The 26,947-nt window shown below is 46.7% G+C and carries 17 protein-coding genes; 14 read left to right on the forward strand and 3 right to left on the reverse strand.

Features of this window, described 5'->3' with window-relative positions; genetic code table 11:
• Positions 1–49: 49 nt before the first annotated feature.
• Positions 50–4,126 carry a glycoside hydrolase N-terminal domain-containing protein gene (locus tag C7475_RS00745; RefSeq protein WP_110049981.1) on the forward strand — a complete coding sequence of 1,359 codons (4,077 nt, stop codon included), beginning with the start codon at positions 50–52 and terminating at the stop codon, positions 4,124–4,126.
• Between the two features lie 37 nt (positions 4,127–4,163).
• Here C7475_RS00745 and C7475_RS00750 read toward each other — a convergent pair whose 3' ends face one another.
• Positions 4,164–5,201 (reverse strand): hypothetical protein, encoded by a 1,038-nt coding sequence (locus C7475_RS00750; protein ID WP_110049984.1) that lies wholly within the window; start codon positions 5,199–5,201, stop codon positions 4,164–4,166.
• 306 nt (positions 5,202–5,507) lie between these two features.
• Between C7475_RS00750 and C7475_RS00755 the strand changes: the two genes are divergently transcribed.
• From C7475_RS00755 to C7475_RS00795, 9 genes are all read left to right on the forward strand, one after another.
• Positions 5,508–6,617, forward strand: coding sequence for a hypothetical protein (locus C7475_RS00755; RefSeq protein WP_110049986.1), 1,110 nt, complete (start codon positions 5,508–5,510; stop codon positions 6,615–6,617).
• An 81-nt stretch (positions 6,618–6,698) separates the two neighbouring features.
• Positions 6,699–7,280 carry a TetR/AcrR family transcriptional regulator gene (locus C7475_RS00760; RefSeq protein WP_110049988.1) on the forward strand — a complete coding sequence of 194 codons (582 nt, stop codon included), beginning with the start codon at positions 6,699–6,701 and terminating at the stop codon, positions 7,278–7,280.
• A 432-nt stretch (positions 7,281–7,712) separates the two neighbouring features.
• On the forward strand, positions 7,713–8,852 hold the full coding sequence (locus C7475_RS00765) for an efflux RND transporter periplasmic adaptor subunit (protein WP_110049990.1): 1,140 nt from the start codon (positions 7,713–7,715) through the stop codon (positions 8,850–8,852).
• Positions 8,853–8,894: 42 nt separating this feature from the next.
• A complete protein-coding gene (locus C7475_RS00770) occupies positions 8,895–12,080 on the forward strand; it encodes an efflux RND transporter permease subunit (protein WP_110049992.1) in 3,186 nt (1,061 codons plus the stop codon).
• Positions 12,077–13,498 carry a TolC family protein gene (locus C7475_RS00775; RefSeq protein ID WP_110049995.1) on the forward strand — a complete coding sequence of 474 codons (1,422 nt, stop codon included), beginning with the start codon at positions 12,077–12,079 and terminating at the stop codon, positions 13,496–13,498. Before C7475_RS00770 ends, C7475_RS00775 begins: the two co-directional genes overlap by 4 nt.
• An 80-nt stretch (positions 13,499–13,578) precedes the next feature.
• Positions 13,579–14,115, forward strand: a complete 537-nt coding sequence (locus tag C7475_RS00780; protein WP_110049997.1) for a hypothetical protein — start codon at positions 13,579–13,581, stop codon at positions 14,113–14,115.
• Between the two features lie 108 nt (positions 14,116–14,223).
• Positions 14,224–15,495 (forward strand): hypothetical protein, encoded by a 1,272-nt coding sequence (locus C7475_RS00785; protein WP_110049999.1) that lies wholly within the window; start codon positions 14,224–14,226, stop codon positions 15,493–15,495.
• Positions 15,496–15,531: 36 nt separating this feature from the next.
• A complete protein-coding gene (locus C7475_RS00790; protein ID WP_110050002.1) occupies positions 15,532–15,903 on the forward strand; it encodes a hypothetical protein in 372 nt (123 codons plus the stop codon).
• On the forward strand, positions 15,903–18,386 hold the full coding sequence (locus C7475_RS00795; RefSeq protein ID WP_110050004.1) for an Hsp70 family protein: 2,484 nt from the start codon (positions 15,903–15,905) through the stop codon (positions 18,384–18,386). Before C7475_RS00790 ends, C7475_RS00795 begins: the two co-directional genes overlap by 1 nt.
• A 215-nt stretch (positions 18,387–18,601) precedes the next feature.
• Here the strand turns inward: C7475_RS00795 and C7475_RS00800 are convergent, their stop codons facing one another.
• Together C7475_RS00800 and C7475_RS00805 are read right to left on the reverse strand one after the other, a co-directional pair.
• Positions 18,602–19,057 carry a nuclear transport factor 2 family protein gene (locus tag C7475_RS00800; RefSeq protein ID WP_110050007.1) on the reverse strand — a complete coding sequence of 152 codons (456 nt, stop codon included), beginning with the start codon at positions 19,055–19,057 and terminating at the stop codon, positions 18,602–18,604.
• A 42-nt stretch (positions 19,058–19,099) separates the two neighbouring features.
• Positions 19,100–20,218, reverse strand: coding sequence for a hypothetical protein (locus C7475_RS00805; protein ID WP_146217427.1), 1,119 nt, complete (start codon positions 20,216–20,218; stop codon positions 19,100–19,102).
• 117 nt (positions 20,219–20,335) lie between these two features.
• Between C7475_RS00805 and C7475_RS00810 the strand changes: the two genes are divergently transcribed.
• From C7475_RS00810 to C7475_RS00825, 4 genes are all read left to right on the forward strand, one after another.
• Positions 20,336–20,818 carry an RNA polymerase sigma factor gene (locus C7475_RS00810; RefSeq protein WP_110050011.1) on the forward strand — a complete coding sequence of 161 codons (483 nt, stop codon included), beginning with the start codon at positions 20,336–20,338 and terminating at the stop codon, positions 20,816–20,818.
• 11 nt (positions 20,819–20,829) lie between these two features.
• Positions 20,830–21,429 (forward strand): hypothetical protein, encoded by a 600-nt coding sequence (locus C7475_RS00815; protein WP_110050014.1) that lies wholly within the window; start codon positions 20,830–20,832, stop codon positions 21,427–21,429.
• A 1,135-nt stretch (positions 21,430–22,564) separates the two neighbouring features.
• Positions 22,565–24,763, forward strand: coding sequence for a radical SAM protein (locus tag C7475_RS00820; RefSeq protein ID WP_110050016.1), 2,199 nt, complete (start codon positions 22,565–22,567; stop codon positions 24,761–24,763).
• On the forward strand, positions 24,764–26,689 hold the full coding sequence (locus C7475_RS00825; RefSeq protein ID WP_110050018.1) for a 7TM diverse intracellular signaling domain-containing protein: 1,926 nt from the start codon (positions 24,764–24,766) through the stop codon (positions 26,687–26,689).
• Positions 26,690–26,947: the final 258 nt, after the last annotated feature.

Genomic DNA, 26,947 nt, shown 5'->3' on the forward strand with positions numbered 1-26,947 from the left:
GGTGATTAAGCGGTTTCTTTTAGGGATCTGTTAATTTAAATAAGACTTGATGATACGCCAGCTTCTACTCGTTTTTGCATTGTTGTTTTATGGGCTTGTATCCGCACAAAAGGCCACTGATAATAAATCTGCCGGAGGAATGGTCCTGTGGGACACGAAACCCGCCGGAACATGGATGACGGACGCCTATCCGATGGGGAATGGAAGAGTTGGTGGTATGGTCTTCGGCGGACTCGCCGAGGAGCACATTCAGTTCAATGAACTGAGCCTGTGGACGGGAGATGAAGAAGAAACCGGCGCTTATCAGGCCTTTGGAGATCTCTTCATCAAATTTGACGGAGTGGATACAGCTATGGCTGTGCCGGCAGATTACCGCAGACAGCTGGATATCAGCAGGTCAATGCAGCAGATCAGCTATACCACAAATGGCACTTCTTTTAAAAGAGAGTATTTCTCCTCTTTTCCTGGCAATATCATGGTGCTGCGCTTTACCGCCGGAAAGAAAGGTGCATACGGCGCTACTGTCCGTCTCCGGGATGCGCATAATGCACAGTGTTCGGCTACCGGCAATACGATCAGTATAACAGGTAAACTGGATAATGGTCTTTCCTACGAAGCAGGCGCCCGCATCATTGCGGAAAAAGGTACCGTTTCGATCGGACAGGACGCTGCAGGCGGCTCCGTCTTGCATATTAGAAATGCAGATGCCTTTACAATATTATTGTCCGCAGCAACGGACTATATCAATAAACGTGAGCAGCACTGGAGAGGTGAAGCGCCCGGTATAAAAGTGAAAAAGGCTTTAACGACAGCAGCGTCTAAACCATATGCGCAGCTCGTACAGGCACATGTGGCCGATTATCAGCGTCTCTTTGGCCGTGTGAAACTGGATCTTGGTACTACAGATAAAACCGTGCGTGAGTTACCCACCAATCAGCGGCTGCTGAAGAACTGGGACAACGCAGATCATGAACTGGAAACACTGCTTTTTCAATACGGCAGATACCTTTTAATAAGCTCCTCCCGTAAAGGCGGGCTACCAGCCAACTTGCAGGGGATGTGGAACGAAAGTAATACGCCCCCCTGGAGATGTGATTATCACTCCAACATCAATATTCAGATGAACTATTGGCTGGCGGAACCGGCTAATCTTTCCGAATGTCATATCCCTTACCTCGATTATATCAACAGTATGCGCGAGGTGAAAAAGGAAAGCACAGTAAAAGAATATCCCGGAGTACGCGGCTGGACAGTTAAAACAGAGAACAATATCTTCGGCGGGTCCAGCTTTAAATGGAACACACCGGGCAGCGCGTGGTATGCCCAGGGCATCTGGGAGCATTATGCTTTTACACAGGATAAAAACTATCTCAGGACCTTCGCATATCCTATCCTGAAAGAGATCGTTAACTTCTGGGATGATCATCTGAAACGTCGTCCCGATGGTACACTGGTGGCCCCTATGGGTTGGTCGCCTGAACACGGGCCAACTGAAGACGGTGTAACCCACGATCAGCAGATAGTGTACGACCTTTTTACGAACTATATAGAAGCAGCGGACGTGCTGAAGATCGATACTGCCTATCGCGCTCACGTGGCAGATATGCGCGGGCATTTGCTGAAACCGAAGATCGGTAAATGGGGACAGTTACAGGAATGGGAAGCAGACAGGGATGATCCTAATGATAAACACAGGCACGTATCTCATCTCTTCGGGTTACATCCAGGCAGGCAGATAAGTGTTACGCAAACGCCGGAACTGGCGCAGGCTGCGAAGGTGAGCCTGAATGCAAGAGGCGATGAATCTACCGGCTGGTCAATGGCCTGGAAGATAAATTTCTGGGCGCGCCTCCAGGATGGTGATCATGCATATAAGATACTTCGGAATTTCTTCAGGCCAGTAGGTGGCTCAGGTGTTAACTACGATCAGGGTGGTGGTTTGTATGATAACCTGTTCTGCGCACACCCGCCGTTCCAGATAGATGGCAACTTCGGTTACGTTGCTGCCGTTGCGGAAATGCTGGTGCAAAGCCAGACGGGAGAGATCCAGCTGTTACCTGCCTTGCCGCAGGAGTGGCGTACCGGCAGTATAAAAGGATTACGTGCCAGGGGAAACTTTGAAATAGTAGATATGCAATGGAAAGAGGGGGCGATAACCAGATTGGTGATCCGCTCAAACAGCGGTGGGCAATGTACCTTACTCAGTCCTAATGCTTTGATGGCTGCAACTGGTAAATATCCCGCAACGAATAGCAACAATGGTTACAGATATACCTTCGCAACACAAGCGGGTAAACTGTATACATTCACGGCAGGTAAGCCGGGCAATGCGGTAGCCGGGTACCCTGCTGCCAGAGAAAGACAGCGCTCTCCAGGCAAAACAACATATTACATTGATCCGCTTAAGGGCAGTGATAACAATACCGGTGAAGATCGTGAGCACGCATGGAAGACCTTTAAACGTGTGAATCAGTTATATCTCGCCCCCGGTGATGTTGTGGATGTAGTATCGCCCGGCGCATTTCATGAGTCGCTGGTGCTGATGGCGAAGGGCACAGATACCTCGCCTGTAAAGGTGAAGTTTGCACCAGGAAGATATGATCTGTATCCCGATGGAGCTTTAAAGAAAGCACTGCATATCTCGAATACCAACGATAAACCCTTTGATCCAAAGGCCATAGCGTTGATGTTTGACAGTTGTCAGTTCGTACAGGTGGCCGCTCATGAAGCGGCCTTTGTATTACATGGCAAAATGATAGAAACGTTCGTAAACAATTCAGCCAACTTTACACTGGAAGGATGCAGCTATGACTATCAGCGCCCTACTGTTTCAGAGTTTACTGTAACAGGTAGCGGAACAGATTATGTAGACGTAAAGGTACATCCCGACTCAAAGTTCAGTATTCAGGACAGCGTGCTTACATGGGTAGGCGAGGGTTGGAGCTATCAGCCAGGTAACTACTGGCAGATGTTGGATCCGCGAACGAACGATCTCTCACGTACCGATATAGACATGAAAGATGTCCGCGTTGCTTTGCAGCCGGATAGCACCGTACGCATCTACTTCAGAAAGAATCCCGGGTTTAACGCGGGCCTTACTTATCAGAACAGGGACGTAACCAGGGATTGTGCAGGCATATTAATGCAATACAGCAGGAATATCCGTCTCAAAAATATCCGCATCAACTTTATGCATGGTATGGGAGTGGTTAGCCAGTATTGCAGGCAGATAAAGATGGATAACATTATTGTCAAACCAGCAGATAACAGCGGCCGTACCTGCGCTGCCTGGGCGGATATACTCCACTTCTCCGGATGCAGTGGTAAGATAGAGGTCAGTAACGCCTATCTCTCTGCTGCCAATGATGACGCCGTCAATGTACATGGTACACACCTGAAGATCACCAAAATAAGTGCACGAAATAAGATACAGGTCCGGTTCATGCATCCGCAAACATTCGGCTTTGATGCCTTTGCCGCGGGCGATAGTATTGCGTTTATTAATGCCGGAACATTGTTGTCAGTTGGGACAAACAAAATAGTCAGCGCACAGAGACTTAATGATAAAGACATCCTGCTTACACTGAAGAATAATATAGTAACGGAAGTGAAAGTGGGAGATGCAGTTGAGAATACTACAGCTACGCCGGAAGTCTGGATACATCACAGCACCATTACCCGGATACCGACAAGAGGTATACTGGCCACTACACGCCGTAAAGTAGTGATAGAAAATAATACGCTGGACCGCACGCGTATGAGCGGTATCTTCATTAATGACGATGCATCCGGATGGTACGAATCAGGAATGGTGAAAGGTGTAACCATTCGCAATAACCGTTTTATCAGATGTGGTGAACCCGTTATCAATATCCATCCGGAAAATAAGACGACCGGTAAGACAGCCGTACATAGTAATATCACTGTATCCCAAAATCACTTTACATTACTGCATAACGAACTGTTAGCTGCGAAGTCAACATCTAATATCCGGGTTATGGACAACACGGTTGAAACTGAAGACGCAGAAAAGAAGATTGACGATCTTATAAAACTGCAGGACTGTAGTTTCATTGATATAGCAGACAACAAGCTGAAAGCGATCGCCTCAGAGGGAAATAAATAAATATTTCCCTCCAGTTAAGCCATCTGACGCAGTATTACTATTCTTTCTTTGGTTTGACCCTCAATGTAAACGCCAGGTCAAACGAGATAGTGTGCTGGTATATCGGCGTTACGCCTGGATATACTCTCAATAGCGTAGGTCTGTAAACAACGCCAAATTTGAAATATTCATGGAGCTGATAATATCCCGAAGCCATAACGCCGAAAGAATGGTTCGTATATCTTTCATGTACGATGTCAGGAGGATTGAGTTCAAAGGAAGTGGCTGTATTTTTCCATGTGTTGTATGAATAGTTGAGACCATAGGCAAAACTGAATCTTTTAACAGTGTGTTTATGATAGAGGTCTATATATAAAGAGGAGAACTTCTCTTCAGGATAAAACGACGCATAATCAACAGGCTCATATTCCGCCCAATGAACAGGTGTTGTAGATATGCCTGCATCAATGCCCAGGGCACGTCTGTTCCGGTAGTAGTACTCAAATCCTGTTGCAACGGCTGCACCGCCTGCTGCTGTTTTACGGCCTGCGCCGGGATAACTCGCATTATACAGGAGCAATGGCCAGGAAACCGACCAGTAAAGATCTCCCTTATGTGTAAGCTGCGTATTGAAATGCCGGCTTATAGGGTCATTCGGACCAGTCTCACTTTCATCAAGACCACCATTAATACTGGGCTGGATCGCGACAGTTGATGTGTCGTTCAGCTCTACCCAAAGATCAGTGCCGTAGTGAAACCGTTTTGGATTGGTAAGATCTACGCCATAAACAATGGGCGCAGTGTATACGAGTAAGGACGAGCCCAGGTCCCCCCATAAAAATACTGGATTTAACCTGGCCCTGATCTCATATTTCCGGGAAACAGAGTCGTTAAAGGCAGTGAAAACGAGCCGCTCCCTCGACCGTTTTACGCTTATAGAGGCAGGCTGATTGTATACACTATCGTTGTAGCGGATCTTAGTGTCTTTCTGGGCATAATGAATTCTAAAGTTGTACTTCTTTTTTGTCAGTACAGTTGCGCAGGAAGATAGCAACAGGCTGCTGACAAGTAGGATAACAGGATGTTTCAGTTGCATGGTATAGGTTTCCGGTAACAAGATAAGAAAGGAGACCTTATCAGGCCGGAAAACGGCGTATAAATATTTGTTAAATCAGCTGTAGTGGCCTGCTTTAAATAAAAGCGAATATTTCCTTTTCTCGGGAATATTTTCTATATTTCGTATGTATAGATAACATTATCAACCAGGATCACACGTTAAAGGGATTATCAGCATTAAAGAACAGTATTCCAACATTTAGTCATGTAATGAACAAGTGAACATGGATTTTATGTAGCTATTGAACAATGAAGTCACGTCTTCTTTTACCCTAAATAGAACAGCATGAACAGAATTTTATCAGTCGTATTTTTGTCGGCGGCATTCGCCTGTATTACTTATCAGTCACAAGCGCAGGGGTGCGTTGCATTGCGCGGTACCGGCACACCCTCATGTTTACTTTCCCAACCTGATGAAACTGAAGCAAGATCCGATAAATGGATCCTTAACATGGGTGGGAGATATTTTAAATCATATAAGCACTTTAAAGGCTCCGACGAGCAAAAGGAAAGGACAGAGAACCACACGGAAGTGATCAACCACCAGACAGCCATCGACTTCAGTCTCACCCGTTTACTCAATAAGCACTGGAGTGTGATGATAGATGTTCCCCTGCTTATTAATAGCAGATCTTCCCTCTATGAACATGGCCTTATCAACGGAGTAAATAATTACAACCAGCGTCATAGCATGCATTCCTATGGGCTTGGCGATATAAGGGTAGCCGCTTATCGCTGGCTGCTGGACCCCGAAAAGCATAAAAGAGGGAATGTGCAGTTAGGAGTAGGTATTAAATTCGCCACGGGCGATTACGATTATAAAGACTACTGGTACAACGTCGGGCCCAACGGCACAAAGGAACTGCGTACTGTAGATCAGTCCATCCAGCTGGGAGATGGCGGTACCGGTTTCACAGTCGAATTAAATGCTTATCAGTCCATTGCAAAGCATTTCGGCTTGTATGCCAATGCCTATTACCTGATTAACCCAAGAGAACAGAACGGTACCCGTACCTACCGGGAAACATTGACGCCAGCTCTCGCCAATGAAGCCATCTGCAGCGTACCCGACCAATACATGGCCAGGGGAGGCGTTAATTTCATGTCCCGTGGGTTCACCGGCGCAATAGGCGCCAGACTGGAAGGTCTGCCGGTAAATGACCTGATAGGGGGTAGCGGCGACTTCCGCCGGCCTGGTTATGTTATTTCCCTGGAGCCAAGCGCTTCCTATAGCTTTAAGAAAAGCAGCCTGTTCGTGGGAGTGCCTGTGGCCCTTCGCAGGGTACGTACACAAAGCGTTACGGACAAGGCCAGAAGTACGCCTGCCAATAAGGTGAACGGCGATGCCGCCTTCGCCGACTACGTTGTTACCGTAGGTTATTCGTTCAGACTATAATGTCATAAATCTGACATAACGGCGGGCAAAGGAAAAAAATATTTTGAAACGACCGTTTCAGAATGTACCTTTGTCCTCGTTATGGCTAGAGACATTGAATTTATTCCTGAAGAGAAAATAGCGAAAGCACTGGACGTGTTCTGGTTGAAGGGCTACAATGCCACTTCGATGCAGGACCTGGTGGAAGCTATGCAGATCAACAGGAGTAGTTTATATAACTCATTCGGCGACAAACATAACCTTTTCCTCGAATGCCTGAGGACCTACGGGTACCTGGCAGCGCAGGATTATGAATCGGTTTTAAGTCTGAAGGACTTATCCCCCCTGGAAACACTGGAAAAGATAATTGACGTGTATGTAGGAGGTACGATCTATGATTGTAAGTGTTGTATGGGAATGAAGTCCTCCTTTGAACTTGCCGGCGACGATGACGACGTGCGCCGTATTATTAAACAAGCTAGCGACAGAACGATCGGTATTTTTACTGATCTCTTGAAAAGGGCAAAAGAAAAAGGGGAGATCTCTGAAGATAAAGACCCTGTCGTCCTCGCCCACATTATCTTTAACGGCTTTTGCGGCTGGAAACAATCATATATTCAATTTAAAGATGCCACCCTTGTTAAAAAGATGGCAGCATATACGAAAGAACATTTAAGAAGCTGATTTGCAATTATGCTTTTTTTTTGTGTAATTTTGAAACGGTCATTTCAGAACTTTGAACTAACGATGTAAGATAATTTAACACTTAACATGAGCTGACGTAACGGAAGGGGATAAACGTTCCCTTATAAAAACGTCCTCACTATTCATTTAAGTAAGAAGCTGGCAACGGCTTTTTTACGGGAACCAACGACCCGATGAATGACATAAATTAGTTGCTATATCCGTTGCTGCCAACCCTTCGCTAATTATTTTTCTGGTGATGATTCCGATAATCACACCCTAATCGCTCGCTTTACCTTCAACAACTAACTGTAATCTTTGCTTTCGGGCACTGGTTGCGGCATTACATGTTTTTGCTGTTCATAACTGATTTTGCATAGTCAATATGCGAACCGGGAATTCTTTTGTCAATTACACACAATCAATAAGAACATGAAAAAAGTAGTATTAAACTGGAGCTTGCTTGTCGTAATAATCCTTTCAGGGTTATACAGCTGTAAGCCTTCGTCTGCCCATAATGAAGCCCCTACCGCTGTGCCGGCGGAAGTTGTGACGATTGGTGCCGCAGACGCCAACACGCAGAACGATTACACGGCATCACTTGAAGGAAAGGTGAACGTAGAGATCCGCTCACAGGTAGACGGTTACCTGGAAAAAGTATATGTAGATGAAGGCGCATTCGTTAAAGCAGGTCAGCCGCTATTTAAAATAGACGAGCACCGCTACCGCGAACAGCTGAACAATGCAAAAGCTGCACAGCATGCTGCCGAAGCTGCTGTACTGAATGCACAGCTGGAAGTAGACAAAGTAACACCGCTGGTAAATAATAAAGTGGTATCCGATATCCAGCTGCGTACAGCAAAAACCGCCCTCGAAGTGGCTACAGCTAATGTAGAACAGGCGAAGGCACAAGTAGCCGCTGCTGCTATCAATCTCGGTTACACGAACATTACCGCACCGGTTAGTGGATATATCGGCAGAATACCAAAAAAAGCCGGCGCGCTCATTTCTCTGAACGATCCTGAACCACTCACAAAGCTTTCAGACGTACACGAGATCTACGCATACTTCTCATTAAGTGAAAGCGACTTCTTCACTTTTAAAGATAACTATGCCGGTAGCACGCTGGAAGAAAAGCTGAAGAATCTGCCGCCAGCAACACTCGTACTGGCAGATAACCATATTTATGACCAGCAGGGTAAAGTAGATATGATCGACGGACAGTTTGAGAAGAACACCGGCGCTATCACTTTAAGAGCTGTCTTCCCTAATGCAAAAGGTACCATCCGTACAGGTAACACCGGTAAAGTAAGACTGGAGCGTCAGCATAAAAATGCGATCCTCGTACCACAGGCTGCTACCATCGAAATACAGGACAGGATCTTTGTATACACCGTTGGAAAAGACAACAAACTCGCCCGTCAGGCCATTACCGTTATAGGCACGAGCGGTAATCAGTACCTGGTAAGTGAAGGCGTGAAACCTGGCGATGTGATCGTAGTAACAGGAGTAGACCGCTTGAAAGAAGGGACCGAAGTAAAACCGGAAAAGGCAAAACTTGCGCAGAACTGATCTCGACCCTGTTCGCTTGCCTTTCTCCTAAAACAGTAATTTATGTTGCAGAAATTCATTCAAAGACCCGTTCTCGCAACGGTGATCTCTATCATAATGGTTATACTCGGGGTGCTCGGTTTAGCGAAGCTGCCCCTGGAAAAGTTTCCCGATATTGCCCCTCCGGCAGTACAGGTAACCGCATTATATCCTGGTGCCAACGCAGAAACGATCCTGCGTTCCGTAGCACCTTCTCTCGAAGAATCCATAAACGGGGTTGAGAACATGATCTACATGACCTCCACCGCCAGTAACGATGGCTCCCTCGTGATTACAGTATACTTTAAACTGGGTACAGACCCCGACCAGGCTGCCGTGAACGTGCAGAACAGGGTGGCGCAGGCCACCTCTCAGTTGCCTGCTGAAGTAGTGCAGGCCGGTGTGACCACCGCTAAACAGCAGAATAGTTTGCTGATGGTGGTTGATATGTATTCAGAAGATCCTAAAGTATATGACCAGACATTCCTGGCCAACTACGCACAGATCAATATCATTCCGGAAATAAAAAGGATTCCGGGTGTAGGACAGGCAATCATCTTTGGTGGTAACAAAGATTACTCTATGAGGATCTGGATGAACCCCAAACAAATGGCTGCCTATAACCTCACACCAAGAGATGTAACTGCTGCTATCCAGGACAAAAGCCTTGAAGCTGCTCCCGGTAAGTTCGGTGAAAGCAGTGCAGAGTCTTTCGAGTACGTAATAAAATACAAAGGTAAACTCACCAAGCCTGAAGATTATGAAAACATCGTGATCAAATCTAACGGCGACGGTTCTATGTTGCGCCTGAAAGATGTGGCAAGAGTTGAATTCGGCGCCTATACATACGGTAACTATACCCGTGTGAATGGTAAGCCTGGTATCAACATCGCCTCTTTCCAGCTGGCTGGTTCCAACTCTAATGAGATCCAGATCTCCATCATGAAACTGATGGATAAATTATCAAAGGATTTTCCTAAAGGTGTAAAACACCTGATCCTCTATAATACAAAGGATACCCTCGATCTCTCTATCGAACAGGTGAAACACACACTGATCGAGGCATTTATTCTTGTATTTATCGTAGTGTTCATCTTCCTGCAGGACTTCCGCTCTACGCTGATCCCGGCTATTGCGGTACCTGTGGCTATCGTAGGTACTTTCTTCTTTATCTCCCTGTTGGGCTTCTCTATCAACCTGCTTACGCTGTTTGCGTTGGTACTGGCCATTGGTATTGTGGTGGATGACGCCATTGTCGTCGTCGAAGCGGTGCACTCGAAAATGGAGAAGAAACACATGGGGCCTAAAGAGGCCACTATCTCTGCGATGAGCGAAATAAGCGGTGCGATCGTTTCCATTACACTGGTAATGTCGGCCGTGTTTCTCCCCGTAGGTTTCATGGAAGGCTCCACCGGTGTATTCTATCGTCAGTTCGCATTTACGCTGGCAATCGCTATCGTGATCTCTGCCGTGAACGCACTGACCCTGAGTCCTGCACTGGCCGCGCTGTTCCTGAAGGACGCACCTCATCATGGTCCGCATGAAAAAGGTCATAAGGCATCCTTCAAAGAGAAATTCTTCGCAGGTTTCAATACCGGTTTTGATCGTCTTACAGGTAAATATATCAACAGTCTCCGCTTCCTGATCCGTCATAAATGGATCAGTATCCTGGGCCTGGCAATAGTGATCTTCGCGACTGTCTTCCTCGTAAGGAAAACACCTACCGGTTTCATTCCTTCGGAAGATCAGGGTTTCATAGCCATCTCCATGTCTATGCAACCAGGTGCATCTCTTGAAAGAACTACAGGTGTGATCAAACAGGTAGAAAAGGTGCTGGGCGATCTGCCATCCAAAAGGACGCTGATGGGACTGTCCGGTTTCAACATCCTGACACAGGCTTCCAGCCCTAATGCAGGTGTGGCTTTCATCCTGCTGAAAGATGCGAAGGAAAGGGGAGATGTGAAAGATATCAATGAGATCATGAACCAGGTAAGAGGTAAACTGGCGACTATCCAGGATGCAAGTTTCTTCGTGTTCACCTTCCCGACAGTGCCAGGCTTCAGTAACGTTGATGCGTTGGATATGGTGCTGCAGGATAAAACTGCCGGTAAACTCGATAAATTCTCCGGTATCGCTTATGGCTTCATCGGCGAGCTGATGAAACGTCCGGAAGTAGCAGTAGCGTTCACCACCTTCAGAGCGGACTATCCGCAATATGAAATGGAAGTGGATGCAGAAAAAGCAGAACAATTGAGTGTTAATGTAAAGGACTTGCTGCAAACAGTAGGCGCTTACTTCGGTAGTTCACAGGCGGCAGACTTTAACCGCTTCGGTAAGTATTACCGTGTAATGTTACAGGCAGAGAAAGATGAACGTTCCGCACCTATTGCGATGGACGGTATCTACGTGAAGAACAGACTGGGAGAAATGGTGCCTGCGAAATCGCTGGTAACATTGAAACGTGTGTTCGGTCCTGAAAACACTTCCCGTTATAACCTGTTCAACTCCATTGGACTGAACGTGATCTCCAAACCAGGCTTTAGCTCCGGTGATGCGATCAAGGCTGTGGAAGAAACAGCGGCTCAATACCTGCCCGCAGGTTACTCTTTCGAGTTCTCCGGTATGACAAGGGAAGAGATCTCTTCTAACGGACAATCAGTGATCATTTTCTCACTCTGTCTGTTGTTCGTATACTTCCTGCTGGCAGCACAGTATGAAAGCTACATCCTGCCACTGGCGGTGATCCTGTCTATTCCTACTGGTATCCTGGGCGTGTTCCTGTCTATCCGTTTCGCGGATATTTCCAACAATATCTACGTGCAGGTAGCCCTCGTAATGCTGATAGGGTTGCTGGCAAAGAACGCGATCCTGATCGTAGAGTATGCCAGCCAGAGAAGACGTCAGGGTAAGAACCTGGTATTTGCAGCACTTGAAGCCGCAAGACTGAGGTTACGTCCTATCCTGATGACATCCCTTGCGTTCGTGGTAGGATTGATACCGATGATGAGAGACAATGGTCCTTCTGCTATCGGTAACCACTCCATCAGTATTGGCGCCGCAGGTGGTATGGTGAGCGGAGTATTGCTGGGACTATTTGTGATCCCTGTGTTGTTTGTAATGTTCCAGTATCTCCAGGAAAAGATCAGTGGTAAGACACCCGCCGTCGTTAACAATGAAAAGGCAAAAGCCGTTAAACCGGAATTAGTATGAGAGCACAGATAAATAAGTATTTTTTAATAGGATTATTGGCAATCGGATTGCTGGACGCGTGTAAGGTATCGAAAGATACCCCCACGCCCCAACCGGAACTGCCCACAACATTCAGGAACGCGCCTCAGACGACAGATACCGCGAGTATCGCAAGCCTCCCCTGGGAGAACTTCTTTACCGACGCTACGTTAAAAGGTCTGATAGACAACGCTATCCGGAAGAATTACGATATGCAGATCGCACTGTTGAACATTGAAGCTGCAAAGCTGCAGTTAAGACAGGCGAAACTGCTCAACATACCTACTGCTACGCTGAATGTGACAGGAGGTACGACCAGGCCGTCTGACAATAGTCTGAATGGTATCAGCCTGAATAATTTCCTGGGTACCCAGCACCTGGAAGACTACAACGCCAACATACAGTTTGCATGGGAAGCCGACATCTGGGGTAAGATCCGTAATCAGAAAAGGACAGCAGTAGCTGCCTATCTGCAAACGGAAGAGTCCAGGAAATTGTTACAGACCGATATCGTGTCTACAGTTTCAAAAGCATTCTATAACCTGCTCACACTCGATGAGCAGATGGAAGTGGCACAACGTAATCTCAGGCTGAACGACAGCACCCTGCGTATCATCCGTTTACAGTATGATGCAGGTCAGGTTACACTGGTGGCCGTACAACAGGCCGAAGCACAGCAGTTAACAGCCTCCCAGCTGATCCCGCAGCTTGAACAGAGTATGGCGGTACAGGAGAATGCACTGCGTATCCTGTCTGGTGAATTACCAGCTGCAATAGAAAGGCATACTAAACTGAACGAATATCCGCTGACGGATAAATTGTCCAGCGGTATCCCTTCCGACATGCTGGGCCGCAGGCCCGATGTAAGGAGCAGTGAACTTGCCCTGACAATGGCTAACGCAAAGGTGGGAGTGACCAAAGCACGGATGTACCCTTCACTGGTCATTACAGCCAGCGGTGGTATCAACGCTGTAAAGTTCAGCGAGTGGTTCCAGATCCCTTCCTCACTCTTCGGACTGGCAACAGCAGGTATCGCACAACCGTTGTTCCAGCATAAAGAACTGAAAACACAGTTCGAAGTAGCCAAGGTGGAGAGAGAACAGTCTGTGATCCGCTTCAGACAGAATGTGCTGGAAGCAGTAGGAGAAGTGTCTGACGCACTTGTGAAAATAGAGAAACTCAAATCACAGTACGATATCGCATCTGTTAAAGTGCAGAAATTACAACAGGCCGTATCCAATGCCAGCCAATTGTTTGAGAATGGCAGGGCTACATACCTGGAAGTAATTGTTGCACAGAGTAACGTATTACAAAGTGAATTGGAAGTAAGCACTTTGAAAAGAGATCAGCTGTTCGCAGTTGTAGATCTTTACCGTTCCCTCGGGGGCGGTTGGCGATAAATGTACATTTATTGTATATTCGGGAAAACGTCACATATTTTTGTGGCGTTTTTTCGTTTTATAACAATCGTGTAGCTAAGATGGATGTCGATAATATCCTGTTTAATGATCTGAAACATCACCGTAAGTCTATTCACTGGGAGCTGGAAGGAATGACGCTGGATAGTCTTCCGCATTACCTGAAGGTACTGGGTAATTCACAGATGGACATCTACTATGGCGACTTGACCAAGGCAGCTATTTACATTCAGATACTCAATGCGATAAAACAGGCCGGCGTGACGGATGAACCATCCTACCTGCAATGGCTGAAAGATAATGGCGGATACGCAGAGATCACCCTTTCAGATACTTCCCGCTGGATCCTTTTGCACGGCATAGAGCCCAACAAATATATTCACCTGCATCCGGCCCGTTATTCCCCTCATAGCATGCGCGTTAAAGCCACGATCCTTAAAACGGCCATCGCCTGCCTGGTTGCATACCCCGATGGAGCACATCCTGACCTGGCATCCCTGAATCACATCCGAAGGAATATACTCGGCCTTTCTCCGGTCAAGGACCTGGATGCCTGCGAGCACCTCTGGCAGGTCATTGCCATGCTGAATGCGTACTGATACTCAGTATCTTACCCCGTATACTAAAATATAATCGCAGTGTATCGGATATATTAATATTTTTATGTTTTATATAATCCCTGTATCCCTGTTAGCGGACAATACACTATGATACAATTTATTAATCCGGTTGACATCCTGAACCTGGCTGCCACAGATCTGGCCTCCATTGACGACACTGTGATCAAAAGAGCAAAAAAGGCCGCCCTGGCTGAAATTGACCTCTCTGACGACGGCTTTTTCCATTATCACGAACAACAACTGACCCGGTCAGATTGCGAACGTGTGATAAATGAACTGGAGGAGCATGATAAACTGGAGTTCTATCATTTTATAGCCAATTCTCCTGCACTGAATAAATTCCTCATCAACGGGGATGAAAGCTTCTTTACCGCCTTCCGGCACGAGAGCATTTACAAACTACCTGAATTTGTAAAGTTTATCAGCCCTTATTTCGCGGCTGCATACGATAGTGCTTTATGGAAGGCCTGGCAACAGTATACCAATCCAATCGATCATATTGTAGCAGTAGATCCTATTGTTGTCACTGATGATATGGATAACGCTTATAAGAGCGTTCGTAATGACCTGAATAGAAAGATAGAAGATATCAGAGAGCTGTATGCAAAAGTGGAGGACCTTGAACAGGAAGTGAATCTGAAAGCTATTGCTGCACAGGCGGATATACTGCTCGACAAGGACAGGCTGAATACGCTCCCGCCTTACTTCCAGGATCTGCGGAACACCATGGTGCTTGCTACCCGCAAGCTTGCGATACAGATCAATAATGTCAGGGGGGATTCGGCTATCGGCAGACAGCTGGTTGAAACACTACGGGAAGTACAGACTGACGGCGTGACGAAGGAGAAACTGGTGAAGGACTATGAATTGCTCCGGAATGCGGAAAAGCACCAAGCCGATGCAAACGATCCGGTCAGGATCAGATATAATGAGCTTGTCGCAGCACTAACGGAGGTATATAAAGCAGCCAGCAATCCGCAATCAAGTGTACCAGGGGTGAGAAAATGGGTAGACGAGCATATTAACATCGAAGAGATCAAAGCATTGGATGTAAAGTATCACAATATAAAAATTCAGCTCGCTACTAAATTGGGAGGCTTAGGTGCTGCGATCTATAAAGGTCATCGGGAGAGATTTGCGGCTCTGGACTACATAGAAATGGCAGAACAGATCGGTGTATTAGAAGGAGAACCATTAGATATGATACTGGACTTCAGAAAAATACTGCAGCAAGAAATAGCGGAGCTGGGAGTAACACCTGACGACCCTCATGGCATTAACAAGAAAGTGATCAGAGACATGATCATCATCGGTACTGTTATCATCATTATAGTTATTTTCAGCAAAGGTTGCTTCTGATATCTATCGTTCCTTACTCAACTTAATACCACATACATGGCCGACCCTATAAAAGTAACAAAAGCATACCTCGATATCCTGAACCAGGTGTTTGAAATAGAAAAGAAACTGTCTGCGCTGCAGGAATCCAATTCCATTCAGCGTAATGTCAATAAACTGAAAGAGATCATGGAAAATGACATCGTAGCGCAAGGCGGTGACGATATAACAGGATTTGTGTACCATAACCCTATAGGGGAGGATTATAATATTACCCGTACGGACTGTGAAGCCAGCATTGCTGGGGAAAGCACGGAAGATCTGCAGATCACAGAAGTAATTAAACCTATCATCCGCTTCAGGAGCGGAGGCGCTAACATCATCGTACAAAAAGCTATTGTCGTAGTAAAAGCAAAAAATAGTCTGTAATGGAGCAAATGATCAATTTCGGTATAGACCTCGGCACCACAAATTCAGCCATCGCAAAATATGTAAATGGTAAAGTGCAGTTGTTTCAGAACCCAACAGATCCTGGTACATTCACTTTACCATCAGTGGTAGCTTTTCAGGAAGACAGGACCGTAGCCGGTAAGAAAGCGAAGGAGTGGCTGGAAAGAGACCCTCAGAGCGTTGTCGGCCGGTTTAAAAGGAAGATGGGCACTTCTGAAAAGTATGATATAAAAAGCATTGGAGCCAGTAAAACACCGGTTGAACTATCTGCCATCATCCTTAAAGAACTACGTACATTCCTGCCGCAGGGAGAATATCCGGAGGCTGGTGTGATCACTATACCGGCATCCTTTGACACTATCCAGTCCAATGCTACGAAGGAAGCAGCCTCACAGGCCGGCTTCAGACAGGTACTATTGTTACAGGAGCCTATTGCTGCCAGCCTCGCCTATGCAAATACGAAAAAAGAAGCAGGTCTGTCGGATGGCCAGTGGCTTGTTTACGATCTTGGTGGTGGTACATTTGATGTGGCCCTGATCCGTGTAAAGGAAAGTGAAATGAAGGTAATGGACCATGAGGGTGATAACTTCCTGGGTGGTACCGACTTTGATAATCTCATTGTAGAGAAATTACTTATCCCAGCTATAACAGAGCGTTACAAGTTCCGTGATCTCGAACAGGAAATGAAAAGTGCGCGGGGCAAATACAACGCGAAATATTTTGTACTGCTGCAACAGGCGGAAGAGGCAAAGATCATATTATCGTCCAAAAGCAGCGCTGTCATTGCTGTAGATGGATTAACCGATGAAAATAATATACCGGTAGATTTTGAATACACCGTCACCCGTACTGCTTTCAATGAACTGATCGCCCAACATATAGATAACACCGTCCGTATGGTGGAGCAGATCATTACCCGTAACAAGCTTACGGCAAAGGACCTTCAGTTTGTGTTGATGGTAGGCGGTTCTACCTTTATTCCCTTTGTTCGGCAACGTGTGGAAGAAGTATTGCAGGTACCGGTGAACTGTGAAGTTGATCCGATTACTGCTGTAGCTGCCGGCGCCGCATATTATGCCTCCGGTAAAGCCAACGTACTGGGCGAATCAGGTGCAGCTGCTGCAGGCAGCCCGGTAGCTATCAAGGTAACGTATCCTAAAGTATCGCGTGAGAAGGAGGAACTCTTCCTGGCAAAGGTGACCGGAGAGACGACTAATCTGTCCTACAGGATCACCAGGAATGATGGCGGCTTCGATACCGGAGTTAAAAAGCTCTCTGAACGCATCAGCGAATACCTGCCGCTGGTAGCGAATGCCTTTAACTTTTTCAAACTTACCATCTACGACCAGGAGAATAAAATAGTTGAAACAGGTACCGGAGTTATCGGTATCGATAGCGGTTATGGCATCAACGGACAACCCATCCCGGAAGATATCTGTCTGGAAATAGATGACGATGACAAGCCTGGTGAAACGAAACTGTTGCAGGTATTTCAGAAGAACAATGTACTTCCATCCCGCAAAACGATCACGCGTGTACTGAATAAAACAGTTTCAGATACAAACGGAGAGCGTATCAGGATCAATGTACTCGAAGGCCCGCACTATGCACTGCCAGAAGCTAACAAGAGCCTGGGCTACCTGGAAATAGCGGCAGATAAACTGACTAAGAAAGTACTGAAGGGCTCCGATATAGAATTGACCTTTAACATTTCGGAATCGAGGGACCTGACCGTTACGGCCTATCTTCAGATGGCAGACCAGGAATTCAAACAAACCTTTACGCCACAGGAAAGGCATACACCGGTGGATGTACTGAAAATGGATATTGATATCCTTGCCGGTAAACTGGAAAATGAGATATTCGAGACCAACAACCATGAAGACTACGCGGTAGGTAAACAGTTGGCGGAGCTGAAGAAAGATATGGACAATATCAAAGGCGAAGCAAAAGTATTAGCAGACGATGATGTGACCGACAAGCGTTATCAGCTGGAAGACAGAAAGCGTAAGCTGGCGCAGGCGATAGACCTGGCAACTAAGCAGAACCGCATGAACGATGTGCGGGCTGAGTACTTTAATATCAAAGCTGTATGTAATGAAAATGTCGCTAACAGTGGGAGTGAACAGGATAAACAGCATTTCTACGATATCATAAAAGACGAGGAGCACTTCCTGGCTGCACCTGGCCCCGCCAGAACAATTGAGAAGTCGACGGCCCTGTATGTGCTGAACTCGTCGATGTTGTGGCGTAACCCGCAGTTTTTGGTAAATACCTTTAAGGAACTGGTGGCAGCGCAGCGTACGGCTAATTATGATGAATCATTGAGGACGCTGGAGCAGAATGGATTACAGGCTATAGAGCAACGCAACTGGGCTAAACTCACGGAGGTAGATCATGCGTTGATAGCAAGAACGCCCAGGGAAGCGGGGCAGGATGTGATAAGAAAGGTGGGATTTTAATGGGCGCTACGTATATGCTTTCCGGTATTACCCTGGCATTGTCTGTGCTTTCTTATATGTACTATGGATGGTGGCAGATATTATTATTCTGCTGTGTGCCGCTGTCTTTGTTGTTGCTATTTAGACATAGGGGATTAGGCAGAAAATAGTCAATATGCCGTGGTTAAACATTGTGCTCAAAGAAAGGTACCTATACTAATACTTATTATGGAACATTATTGACAGCCATTCTTCCGGCGGGTATCAATGATGTACTGGATCTTCCATCCTTCGGCAAGTCTTACCAGCTGGAAAGAATTGACGCCGCAATGTGATAGTTTTTGCTGGAAATAAAAGCTGTAAGGTGTCCAGGCAATAGCGAGGTCTCCGTCTATCTTTACCACATCGAATGTAATACGCTCATCGGCAGCGTCTTTTGGTAACTGACCAATGCTTGACGCAAATTTACTGATCGCTTCTGTACGTACACTTACTAGACCTTGTTTGTCCTTAACGATTGTCTGCAAAACTGCACCGGGCGCAAAACTCTGCATCAGGGCAGTGCTATCCGCCTGCTTCATAGCAGTAAAGAGGCTGTTCACGGCAGCTTTGACTGAGTCTGTAGTGGTTTGGGCGTTGGCAGTCCCAAAGAATAGCAATAGAAACAGGGTCAGACAGGTAAGAGGTCGCATTTTTTTACCTGAATGTACGAATAACCCCGGCTCTAAAAAGCATTATTTCTTTGCCGTTTTCTCTTTTGCTTTTTTCTCGGTTGAAGCTTTCGCAGTGGTAGCTTTCTCGTCTATCTTTTTCTCAGTTACCGTTTTCTCGGCTGGAATCTTTGCTGTTACTGCTTTCTCATCTACTTTTTTCTCAGTTACCGGTTTCTCAGCAGAGACTTTTCCTGCTACTGCTTTCTCTTTAGAAGGGCCTCCATATATAGCTTTTGCAGTTACACCTTTTTCCTTTACAGCAGTCTCTTTTACCGAATTCCCTTTTTCGGTTTTCTCCTTTACGGCGTTCTCTCCATCCCATACAAATACCTCACGATCAGTGGTTTTCTTCACTACTGTTTCCCCGTCTTCTCCAAACTCTTCATCTGTGATCACTTTAATGATCTTTCCTGGTTGTCCTCCCGGTTCTTTTGGAAACAGTAACACCTCATCATGGGCAATTGCACCAGCATCGAATATGGTAGACTTCTGAGGGAGGATCAGGAACTTACTGCCATTCCATCCGAAATAGTAGTAATCGCTAGGGATGCCGCAGGCTTCGCCGCTAAAGCAAAGGCGGAGGATAGTGCTTAACTTATCGAGCCCCATATTGCCGAGCAGCTTTCCTTCAGCTGAAATAGAGAATTGTCCGCCGGCTACTACCTGTTCTTTTTTATCCAGCAGGTGATGGGACGCGCCCAATGCCTTGAGGCCTACCTGGTATTTGGGATCATCTTCTTTGGTAGCGCCAGGGATCACTTTCTCAATACCGTATACCAATTGTACTGTATCCTGTCTGTAAGTCCCCAGAGCAGCTAATCCCAGCCACAGGTACCCTTCTTTTTGTTTGCCTCCGGCCTTATAACGTACCTGCCACCACGGAGTGGTCATACCACGCAGCGTAAGCTCAGTCTCATTCAGTTTAACAGCTATAACGGAGCTGCCTGAAGTAAGTGAATCCATAATGGGCGATTGCAGGGACGCGGATTGCCGGATATATGCTTTATCGGAAAATATGGTCATGGAATCGCCTGGTTGTACTCTCCAGAGGTTATATTCAACATTACCACTCAGTTGGGCCACTGCCGGAGCTGCTGTTAACAGCAGGAGGGATAGTACGGGTAGAAAAAATTGTTTCATAGGTATTTCTTTCGCCGCAAAGATATTTAATTGTTTTCTGCCGGACATTAAATATTGCACGCCGCCATTTTGTAATTTTTCAGAGAATGGAGCGACTAATCATATAAAGCGCACACCGTGGAAAAAGAATTCCTTCAAATAGTAAATGAGCATCAGGGCATTATTGGAAAGGTCTGCCGCATGTACTGCACGGAACGGGCCGACGCGGAGGATCTTTTCCAGGAGATCATTCTACAGCTCTGGCGATCGTGGCCCGGTTTTAACCGGCAGTCAAAGGTCAGCACCTGGTTGTACCGCATAGCACTGAACACGGCCATTACCCGTTTCAGAAGGAGCAGGACCAGGCCCTTACTCCGCCCGTTGAACATCCATCACGACAATTATTCAGAACCGCCACCACAGCGAATGGACCTGCAATATGCCCCGGAATTGCAGATGGCAATCAATACACTCAATAAGTTTGACAAGTCGCTCCTGTTACTCTATCTGGACGATAAGCCTTACAGCGAAATAGCCGAGATACTGGGTCTAAGCGTCTCTAATGTCGGCGTGAAGATCAACAGGATAAAAAAGAAGCTAAAAGAAATTCTAAACCCCTGAAACTTAACAATATGGAACTGGACGACCTTAAAAACCAATGGCAGCAGGAAAGTGAGAAGCTGTCCCGCGAGCAACATAAGGACATTTCAGCAATAGAACAACTGCTGACACACAAAACGGCTGACCTGGTATCGGCCATGAAAGCCAAATACGAAAAGATCATCACGATGATGCTCGGCAGTATGTTACTGATGATACTTGTATTTCCCATTCTTTCCGATGGATTCAGCTATCCCGGATCGGCCTACGGATTTGCAAAATGTATGTTCTTCTACGTATTGCTGATCGCATTTTACTGGCTGAAATTCCGGAGCATACTACACCTCACGCTGAGCGACTTTCTGCAGGAACGAATGACGCAGTTGCTGCAGGTCCTGAAAAGAAGCCGCCGGATAGAGATTATTTTCTGCATCGTCTTCTATGTAGCCTTATTAACAGTTGGACGTTTCTTTTACGGGAAAGGCCTGGCCGGATTATTCACTTTGCAGATGTCAGGCTTCTTTTTATTGTCGCTCATCTTTGCAATATCCATGATTTGGCTGATAGGCTACCGGCACACGCGGCAGATCAAGGAATTGAAACAATACCTGGAGGAGTATAAGGCCGCCTGATATTATCGCCGTTCCAATATTCTTTGTTAAAGATCGCAGGAAAGGTCGGGAGGGATCACCGGCTGTAGTTTTTTTGCGCATAGGGCTTACCGTAATTCGAGCGTTGACCTTCCAGCTCGCAGTTCGGATGGGATCTCTGGCCGTACTTCTTTGAAGTTCCTTTCTATTGAACATTGGCCGGCGGTTGGGCTTCCGTTTATTTATTAAACCCTGGTGCGTCGCATCAGCATACTTCAAAGAACTAAAGGCCATCGATCTCCATCCGAATGCTCGCTGTGGCCGGTCTCAAAAATAATAGCCGGTGCACCTATATCCATATTTGATGAAGTCCAGAGTTATCTCAATATGCTATTATCTGGTTTAGACAGGGTTCTGCCCAGTTCAATCATTTTTCAATATATATAACTCATTTACAGTTACTTGTGCCATAATTATAGCATGCATAATGGCCAGGAACCGCTCTGAATACGCTTTGGTGTCTATATCTCCATATCGCGAAACCGTCATCTGGCCGTCACTTTACCGTCATCTATATATCCCTTCGATATAGAAATGAGCCTAAAGTGATATGGAAGAGACGGTGAAGCGATATGGACGGAGCGAGAAAAGAGCGTACAGACAAGGATCTAATGTTGATAAAACGACGAAAATTCAATACAGTAGGGCAATTAGGGAAAATGGACAGGAAGAAACAAATGAAAGAAAGGTATTGACGGGATAAACGGCAGCCCAGGTCCTGCTATAATTTGGGAGACCGGCCGCGGTGAGCATTCGGTTGGAAATCACAGTCCTTAGTTCTTTGAAGTACGCCGAAGCGTTGCACCAAGGGGTTTAATAGAAAAACTGAAACCAAACCGCCTTCCAAAGCTAAATGCATAGGAACTTCAAAGAAGTACAGCCAGTGATTCCATCCGAACTGCGAGCTGGAAGGTCAACGCTGGAATCACTGTAAGCCGAAACCTTCCGACCCCCTAAAACCCCAAACCCGTACCTCTGACATGCCTCTGACATGCCTCTGACATGCCTCTGCCATGCCTTTGCCATGCCTTTGCCATGCCTTTGAGTTGGACTTACACCGACCCTAAAACTGACTTTCCGTTATTTATTAATAATTTTGCCCTTTAAATCGACTGACTTGGGTGCATCTGTTTTCCTGATTACACCGCCTTTCACACAGCTGAACACGCCATACCCGGCAACAGCCTACCTGAAAGGCTTTTTAAATACCAAAGGAATTACCTCCTTCCAGGCCGACCTCGGTATAGAGGTAACCCTGGCCCTGTTTTGCAAACAAGGCTTGCAGGAATTGTTTAACCTGATCAATAGCCAGACCGAAGAGCGCTCAGAGAATATCACCCGTATCATCGCACTGCAGGACGATTACATAGAGACGATCAACGACGTAGTGGCGTTCCTGCAAGGAAAGAACCCGACACTGGCCCACCGCATCTGTAAAAGAGACTTCCTGCCGGAAGCCAGTCGCTTCGCCCAGCTGGAAGACCTCGATTGGGCGTTTGGGTCTATGGGAACGCAGGACAAAGCCAAACACCTGGCTACAATGTACCTGGAAGACCTGTCCGACCTGATCATGGAATGTGTGGATGAGCACTTTGGCTTTAGCAGATATGCGGAGAAGCTGGCCCGTTCCGCAAACAGCTTTGATGAACTGTACACGGCGTTGCAGGCCGAATATACCTTCATAGACCGTAAGCTGATCGATATACTCGAAAAGCATATGGCCGCCGTCCAGCCCAAGCTGGTGGCAATTTCTGTGCCTTTTCCCGGGAATCTGTACGCCTCTCTCCGCTGCGGACAATGGATCAAAGCAAACTACCCTGACGTAAAGATCGCTATGGGAGGAGGTTTTGCCAATACAGAACTACGGTCAGTGTCAGATACCCGCGTATTTGAGTTCTACGACTTTATAGCCCTGGATGACGGCGAAGCGCCTCTGGAGAACCTGGTTGCCCACGTGGAAGGAAATAAGGCCTTAAACGAGCTGAAACGCACCTTTACGGTGATCGACGATAAGGTGACCTACCTGAACGATAAAGCCTGTACCGACTATAAACAAAGCCAGTTAGGAACGCCTGATTACAGCGATTTCCTGCTGGACAGTTATATCTCAGCCATTGAAGTGGTCAATCCCATGCACCGCATGTGGAGTGACGGCCGCTGGAACAAACTGACCATGGCGCATGGTTGCTATTGGGGTAAGTGTACGTTCTGCGATATCTCCCTGGACTATATTCGTTTGTACGAGCCGATCGCAGCGCAGTTGCTGTGCGACAGAATGGAAGAGATCATCGCGCAGACAGGTCAGAACGGTTTTCACTTTGTAGACGAAGCCGCACCGCCAGCATTAATGCGGGCATTGGCACTGGAAATCCTGAAAAGGAAATTGAATGTCAGCTGGTGGACGAATGTAAGGTTTGAAAAGAGCTTCACCCGGGACCTGTGCCTGCTGCTGAAAGCATCAGGTTGCATAGCCGTTTCCGGCGGACTGGAAGTAGCGTCCGACCGCCTCCTGGAACTCATTCAAAAAGGGATCACTGTAGCCCAGGTGGCCCAGGTGAACCGTAATTTTACAGAGGCGGGCATCATGGTACATGCTTACCTGATGTATGGTTTCCCGACCCAGACAGCCCAGGAGACCATTGATTCCCTGGAGATGGTACGACAGATGTTCAAAACCGGGATCTTGCAATCTGCTTTCTGGCATCAGTTCACGATGACGGCACATAGCCCTGTCGGACAAAATCCCGAGATGTTCAGTGTCAGGAAAGAAACAGATGTAATAGGGACTTTCGCTAACAACGATATCGTACATATTGATGAAACGGGAGCGGAGCATGAACTATTCGCCTTTGGATTAAAAAAGTCGCTGTTGAACTTCATGCATGGCATCTGCCTGGACGATCCGTTACAGAAATGGTTCGAATTCAAGGTGCCCAAAACGAAGATCGCACCTGACTATATAGAAAAAGCATTGCTGGAAGATCAGTATATCGCTGCAAAGCCAACCGCGAAGGTTGTATGGCTGGGTAAAACGCCTGGCGTACAAACGATCACAAAAACTAAAAAAGGAAATTCCTGGGAGGTGACCTCGCTGACTTTCCAGAACAGAAAGGAGAAGGCGAATATCAGTGTGAATAAGGAGGAGGGGATCTGGCTGGCGGATATGCTGGAGAAGCTATCGGTCCGTCACCAGAAAACATACACCCTGAAGGAAGTGATGGATAGTTATACCGCCGCCGGACTGGAAGATTTTGAGCTCTTCTGGGATAATAAACCGGTAAATTCGCTTTACAAATTCGGATTATTGAAATTGTAAATGAAGTGTTTTAAAAGGGGATTGCCGCTCGCTGTCGTGTGCCTGCTGCTGTTGATAACGGGAATGACAGGGACACCCGCCTTTGCACAGCAGGCGGTACAGATAGACAGCACGTTACGCGAACACATTTTCACGTATGATGAAATTGAATACCTGGAAGATCTGAAGGGCAAGCTGACCTTCGATCAGATCAGGAGTGACAGCATTGCTGCCCTGTTCAGGCCAAGCCCCGCCAGTACGCCACAGAACCAGCACCTGGGAGCGCCCGTCTGGTTCAGGATAAAGATCAAACACGATCGTGCCGCCCACAAATACTACCTGCTGGAATTCTTCGACCAGACCATCGACGATATTGCTGCCTATCTGCCTGATACTGCCGGGGTATACCGGGAAGAACGGATAGGGGACAGGTATGCCTTCGCGCAGCGTTGGTTCCACCACAAGAACTTTGAATTGTCGCTGGATAATGACAGGCAGGATGAAGCCGTTTATTATTTCCGTATCAGCTCTGCCCAGACAGCGGATGTGATCATTGTGTTGCGGTCCATTGACCGGTTTGTATCCTATGCGCTGAGTGAATATCTCACTTTTGGGATCTTTTACGGGATGATCTTCATTTTCAGTTTCTATAACCTGATCATGTTCATTGCCATGCGGCAACGGCAATACCTGTATTACGTACTTTATAACCTCAGTGTAGTGTTGTACGAAATGTGTACCGATGGTATTGCCTATCAGTGGTTATGGCCCAATGCACCAGGCTGGAACCAGTACGCTTTTGCCTGGCCCTTACTCAGCATGAGTATATTCGCCCTGCTGTTCACCCGTAGCCTCCTGGCTGTGCATGTAAGGGCGCCATTCCTGAATAAACTGATCATGGGAGTGATCGTAGCCCGCTGTGGCTATTTCCTGGCCTGCCTGTTCATCAACCCTTACTGGTTCAATTATAAGTTCATAGAACTGATCCCGCTGGCGGTGGCTTTCTACACAGGTATCCATATCTGGCTGAGAGGATATAGGCCTGCGCGTTTCTTTGTATTGGGGTATAGCTTCCTGTTTGTCGGTTTCATGCTGAAATTCTTCATTATGCTTGGCTATACCTGGCTGAACTTTGGCATTATCAGCTATTATAGCCTGAGTTTCTGTTTTATCCTGGAGATGTTCTTCTTATCCTTCGCAGTTGGCGATAAGGTACGTCTCTTAAAGAAAAAGAGGGATAAAGCGCACCGGCAGATGATCCGCCAGATGACAGAGAACGCCCGCCTGAAAGATAGCCAGAACCGGGAACTGGAAGCCCAGGTGCAGGCACGGACCAAACAATTGTCAGAACAGTCGGACGTCATAGCAGCCCAGAATGAGGTATTGACCAAAACGAACGCGCTGCTGGAAGCCCAGGCCGCTGAGATCTCCCGCATGAACGCCTTGCTGGAACAGGATAATCGTCAGCTACAGACCAATGTGGAGAAAGTGACAAGGGCCAGGGCATTATCGACATCACTTGACTTTGAGGAGTTTAGCAAGAGTTACCCGGATAAGGAAAGCTGTTTGCGGTTCCTGGCAGACCTGAAATGGACCACTACCTTCCAGTGCCGGAAATGTAGTAACGACCATTACTATCCTGGTCACCAGCCCTTTAGCCGCCGTTGCAGCAAGTGCGGTTATGAAGAATCGGCTACCGCCTATACCATCTATCAGAACATTCGTATCCCGATCAATAAAGCCTTTTATCTCACCTTCCTGATGTATTCGACGAAAGGCAGGATATCCTCTCATAAATTGTCAGAGATTCTGGACATCAGGCAGAGCACGTGCTGGTCATACGCCTCCCGTATTGCAAAAATGATGGAGGAAAGAAAAAAAGAACTGAAGCAGGCAAACGGCCAGGGATGGAGTTTACTGGTGCTGGATGAAAGAGAAGAGATATGAAATGAAAGGAAGTGAAGTTTTTTTGAAAGGTATCGAAGCGTATCATCCTATTTATATAATATATCCGTTATAACTACCCTTAACCCTTCATAATCAAGGATTACAGCTGAGAAGTCCTTATGGTATCAAAGCGTATCACTTTTCTCATAATTATCTATAAATCAGCTATTTGTGTAAATATTTTTTATTGTCATTTGTGAAAGTACCCCTATCTTTACATTATGAAATGTGGCAGTGAACAACGGAGGCCCGGTCATC

Origin of the sequence: Chitinophaga sp. S165, from assembly GCF_003182155.1 — a bacterium.
In the GTDB taxonomy this organism is placed as follows: Bacteria; Bacteroidota; Bacteroidia; order Chitinophagales; family Chitinophagaceae; genus Chitinophaga.

Excerpts from the sequence above, each read along its gene's own strand:
- C7475_RS00800 (WP_110050007.1), bottom strand. The coding sequence starts at position 19,057 with ATGCGACCTCTTACCTGTCTGACCCTGTTTCTATTGCTATTCTTTGGG.
- C7475_RS00785 (WP_110049999.1), top strand. The coding sequence starts at position 14,224 with ATGATACAATTTATTAATCCGGTTGACATCCTGAACCTGGCTGCCACA.
- C7475_RS00760 (WP_110049988.1), top strand. The coding sequence starts at position 6,699 with ATGGCTAGAGACATTGAATTTATTCCTGAAGAGAAAATAGCGAAAGCA.
- C7475_RS00755 (WP_110049986.1), top strand. The coding sequence starts at position 5,508 with ATGAACAGAATTTTATCAGTCGTATTTTTGTCGGCGGCATTCGCCTGT.
- C7475_RS00805 (WP_146217427.1), bottom strand. The coding sequence starts at position 20,218 with ATGAAACAATTTTTTCTACCCGTACTATCCCTCCTGCTGTTAACAGCA.
- C7475_RS00815 (WP_110050014.1), top strand. The coding sequence starts at position 20,830 with ATGGAACTGGACGACCTTAAAAACCAATGGCAGCAGGAAAGTGAGAAG.
- C7475_RS00780 (WP_110049997.1), top strand. The coding sequence starts at position 13,579 with ATGGATGTCGATAATATCCTGTTTAATGATCTGAAACATCACCGTAAG.
- C7475_RS00765 (WP_110049990.1), top strand. The coding sequence starts at position 7,713 with ATGAAAAAAGTAGTATTAAACTGGAGCTTGCTTGTCGTAATAATCCTT.
- C7475_RS00790 (WP_110050002.1), top strand. The coding sequence starts at position 15,532 with ATGGCCGACCCTATAAAAGTAACAAAAGCATACCTCGATATCCTGAAC.
- C7475_RS00750 (WP_110049984.1), bottom strand. The coding sequence starts at position 5,201 with ATGCAACTGAAACATCCTGTTATCCTACTTGTCAGCAGCCTGTTGCTA.
- C7475_RS00770 (WP_110049992.1), top strand. The coding sequence starts at position 8,895 with ATGTTGCAGAAATTCATTCAAAGACCCGTTCTCGCAACGGTGATCTCT.
- C7475_RS00745 (WP_110049981.1), top strand. The coding sequence starts at position 50 with ATGATACGCCAGCTTCTACTCGTTTTTGCATTGTTGTTTTATGGGCTT.
- C7475_RS00825 (WP_110050018.1), top strand. The coding sequence starts at position 24,764 with ATGAAGTGTTTTAAAAGGGGATTGCCGCTCGCTGTCGTGTGCCTGCTG.
- C7475_RS00775 (WP_110049995.1), top strand. The coding sequence starts at position 12,077 with ATGAGAGCACAGATAAATAAGTATTTTTTAATAGGATTATTGGCAATC.
- C7475_RS00795 (WP_110050004.1), top strand. The coding sequence starts at position 15,903 with ATGGAGCAAATGATCAATTTCGGTATAGACCTCGGCACCACAAATTCA.